This is a genomic window from Wolbachia endosymbiont of Pentidionis agamae, assembly GCF_036711655.1.
Lineage (GTDB): Bacteria > Pseudomonadota > Alphaproteobacteria > Rickettsiales > Anaplasmataceae > JAZHPY01.
The window spans coordinates 1-3,546 of the sequence record NZ_JAZHPY010000097.1; the positions used below are offsets into that span (position 1 = coordinate 1).

Below are 3,546 nucleotides of genomic sequence, written 5' to 3' on the forward strand. Positions count from 1 at the left end.
GTCCCCACATTAACATGCACCTTCCCAAATGCTGATACCGTTGTTCCCATAATTATTACCAATCACTCACCATATTTTAATTTTAACTCATCAACTATATGTTGTGGAACTTGTTCATAACAAGAAAAATTCATATTATATTGAGATCTTCCCTGAGACATAGAACGCAGTATATTTATATAACCAAACATACTTGCAAGTGGAACAAGAGCAAGAATTACTACAGTATTTTTATTTGTCTCCATGTTTAAAATTTGACCCCTTCTACTATTTATATCACCCATTATATCACCCATATATTCCTCAGGAGTAATAACCTCAACCTTCATTATGGGCTCCAACATTTTAGGAGCTGCTTTAATTGCCATCTCCCTAAAAGCACCTTTAGCAGCAAGCTCAAAAGCTAATGGGCTTGAATCAACTTCATGAAAAGCACCATCGATCAGAGTAGCTTTAAAATCAATAACAGGAAAACCAGAAATAATCCCGACTTCTTTTATCAACTCCAATCCATTTTGAACACCAGGGATATATTCCTTTGGAACAGCACCACCTATAATTTTACTTTCAAACTGAAAACCGGAACCACGCTCAAGAGGTTCGAATCTTATTTTTATTCTAGCAAATTGGCCAGCACCACCAGTTTGCTTCTTATGCACATAATCAATCTCAACAGACTTAGTGATAGTCTCACGATATGCGACCTGAGGAACACCAACGCCTACATCTACGTTAAACTCACGACGCAATCTGTCAACAATAATTTCAAGATGCAACTCGCCCATACCTTTTAATATAGTCTGATTGCTTTCAGAATCAACCCTCATTCTTAGCGATGGATCCTCTGAAACTAATCTACTCAACCCTATACCTAACCTCTCCTGATCAGATTTAGATTTTGGCTCTACTGCAAGCTCTATAACGGGATCAGGAAATTCCATACGTTCAAGCAATACAGGAAAATCAACTGCGCATAAAGTATCACCAGTAACCGTTTTCTTTAATCCAACTAAAGCAACAATATCTCCAGCTTTAGCCTCAGTGATATCCTCTCTATTATTTGCATGCATAAGTAACATTCTACCAATAACCTCTGTCTCGTTTTTACCAGCATTTAATACAACAGATTTTGATTTTAATTTACCAGAATAAATACGAACAAACGTTAAAGCACCAACAAATTTATCTGTCATAATTTTGAAAGCAAGAGCAACAAATTTTTCCCCTTCTGAAAGCTTTATTTCATATTTTTTTGTTGGATCTTTAGGATTAGCACCAGTAACCATATCAACATCAACGGGAGAAGGCAAAAAATTTACTATAGCATCTAACAGAGGCTGTATACCCTTATTCTTAAAAGCTGAGCCACATAGCACAGGAACAAATACACCTCTTATTGTTCCAAACCTTATACACTTCTGCAACAGATCCACAGGTACAGTATTGGTTTCCAGATAAGAATGCATTGCATCATCATCCATTTCTACCGCAGTCTCTAATAAAACTTTCCTTAATTCATTAGCTTCGTTTAAAACATCAGAAGGAATATCATCATAAAAAAACTTCGCACCCAATGTTTCCTCTTCCCATACAATAGCCCTCATAGAAATGAGATCTACCACACCTTTAAAACTTTTTTCATTCCCTATAGGCAATTGAATCACTAAAGGTACAGCATCAAGTTTTCCTCTTATCATACTAACACATCGATAAAAATCTGCACCAACTCTATCTAACTTATTTACAAAACAAATGCGAGGAACATCGTACCTATCTGCTTGGCGCCAAACAGTTTCAGATTGAGGCTCAACTCCAGCAACACCATCAAATACAGCAACTGCTCCATCTAAAACCCTTAAAGACCTTTCAACTTCAATGGTAAAATCGACATGACCAGGAGTATCTATTATATTCACCCTATAACCATCCCAAAAACATGTTGTTGCAGCAGATGTAATTGTAATACCACGCTCTTTCTCTTGATCCATCCAATCCATGGATGCAGAACCATAATGAACTTCACCAATCCTATTTTGTTTACCAGTATAGAATAAAATACGCTCTGTTGTAGTAGTCTTGCCAGCATCTATGTGTGCCATTATTCCTATATTTCTATACTTTGATATATTAACCATCTTGTGATATAATAAACTTAAAAATTAAAATAAGAAGAAGCTTTATTAGCTTCAACCATCTTGCGATTATCTTCATATATCTTAAATGCACTACCACGCTTGTTAAACGCATCCAAAATTTCTGAACACAAACAATAAGAAAACTTCTTGCCGATCTTCTTTCTCATAGAAAAAACAGACCTAATAATAGCTCTAAATGCTAAAAAAATACCTCTATTTTTTTGAATTTCTATTGGCACCTGACAAGTTGCACCACCAATACGCTTTGAGCGTACTTCTAACGATGGCGTAATATTCGCAATTGAAACTTCAAAAATAGATAATCCATCTTTATTCACCTTATCTTCAGCTAATCTCAAAGCATCATAAACAACCTTCTCTGCAATAGATTTTTTTCCATCCTTCATAACTGTATTAATGAAACGCATGACTAAATGACTACCATAACGAGAATCATTATTGATTCTTCTTTTCTTTATTCTTTTACGACGCATTATACTTGACTAGATTTAACACCATATTTTGAACGAGACTTTTTTCTACCTTGTACACCACGCAAATCTAAAGTACCTCTTATTATATGATAACGCACTCCAGGCAAATCCTTCACCCTTCCACCGCGTATTAAAACAACCGAGTGCTCCTGTAAATTATGACCTTCACCTGGTATATATGCAGTCACCTCCCCATAAGAACCGATCTTCACTTTAGCCACCTTACGCAAAGCTGAATTAGGTTTTCTCGGGGTAGTAGTGTATACTTTTACACATACACCTCTTTTTTGTGGATTGCCTCTTAAAGCGGGAACCTTACTCTTACGCACAAAGGAAAACCTGCCCTTGCGCACTAATTGATTAATCGTGGGCATACTCACTTAAAAAATTCTTTACCCCTTAACTTTAAAATAATAAACCATACTAGTCAAGATAAAAATATTTATTATTGCTCACTTTAACTCTTCATGATTCTAAATTTGGTAATTCTAAGAACCGATAATAAAAACATTTTCAAGCAAAGAAGATAAAAAGTTATAATAATGACTAAAAAACTATCAGTTAAAAGACTAAATTGCTTTGTTACACAGCTACTTAAGTTTTTTACAGCAAAAGATTCTTGTAATTTTCTCAGTCGAATAATAGATTTTATTATATCTTCTATATTGTTTATATATGCACGTACAGAAGAAGCGTTTTACCTTTTCTAACATATCACACACTTGTAAATGATCTGATTTGATATCATCAGGATACTACATATCAACAACTTTTTACTATTTATATTCAAAACAACATTCAACTTTCTTATTTGATTACAACCACCAGACCTCTTACATAACTGGACTAAAAGTTGTAATCTACTAGAAAATAATATGAGAGGTGGTAATGAGGTTTGAAAAAATAAGCAGGTTGGA

At 34.7% G+C, this 3,546-nt stretch carries 3 protein-coding genes; all 3 read right to left on the bottom strand.

Annotation, left to right across the window (positions count from 1 at the left end; genetic code table 11):
- Positions 1-62: 62 nt before the first annotated feature.
- The 3 genes from fusA to rpsL are packed head-to-tail and all read right to left on the bottom strand — an operon-like array spanning position 63 to position 3,003.
- Positions 63-2,135: an elongation factor G gene (gene fusA / locus V6U76_RS04860; protein ID WP_333023986.1), complete on the bottom strand. Its 2,073-nt coding sequence runs from the start codon at positions 2,133-2,135 to the stop codon at positions 63-65.
- Positions 2,136-2,152: 17 nt separating this feature from the next.
- Entirely contained in the window at positions 2,153-2,629 is a 477-nt protein-coding gene (gene rpsG, locus V6U76_RS04865) for a 30S ribosomal protein S7 (RefSeq protein ID WP_333023988.1), read from the bottom strand.
- The gene (gene rpsL, locus V6U76_RS04870) at positions 2,629-3,003 is read right to left on the bottom strand and encodes a 30S ribosomal protein S12 (RefSeq protein ID WP_333023990.1); all 375 of its coding nucleotides are present in this window, start codon (positions 3,001-3,003) and stop codon (positions 2,629-2,631) included. The genes rpsG and rpsL overlap by 1 nt, the downstream gene beginning before the upstream one ends.
- Positions 3,004-3,546 lie beyond the last annotated feature (543 nt).

Excerpts from the sequence above, each read along its gene's own strand:
- rpsL (WP_333023990.1), bottom strand. The coding sequence starts at position 3,003 with ATGCCCACGATTAATCAATTAGTGCGCAAGGGCAGGTTTTCCTTTGTG.
- rpsG (WP_333023988.1), bottom strand. The coding sequence starts at position 2,629 with ATGCGTCGTAAAAGAATAAAGAAAAGAAGAATCAATAATGATTCTCGT.
- fusA (WP_333023986.1), bottom strand. The coding sequence starts at position 2,135 with ATGGTTAATATATCAAAGTATAGAAATATAGGAATAATGGCACACATA.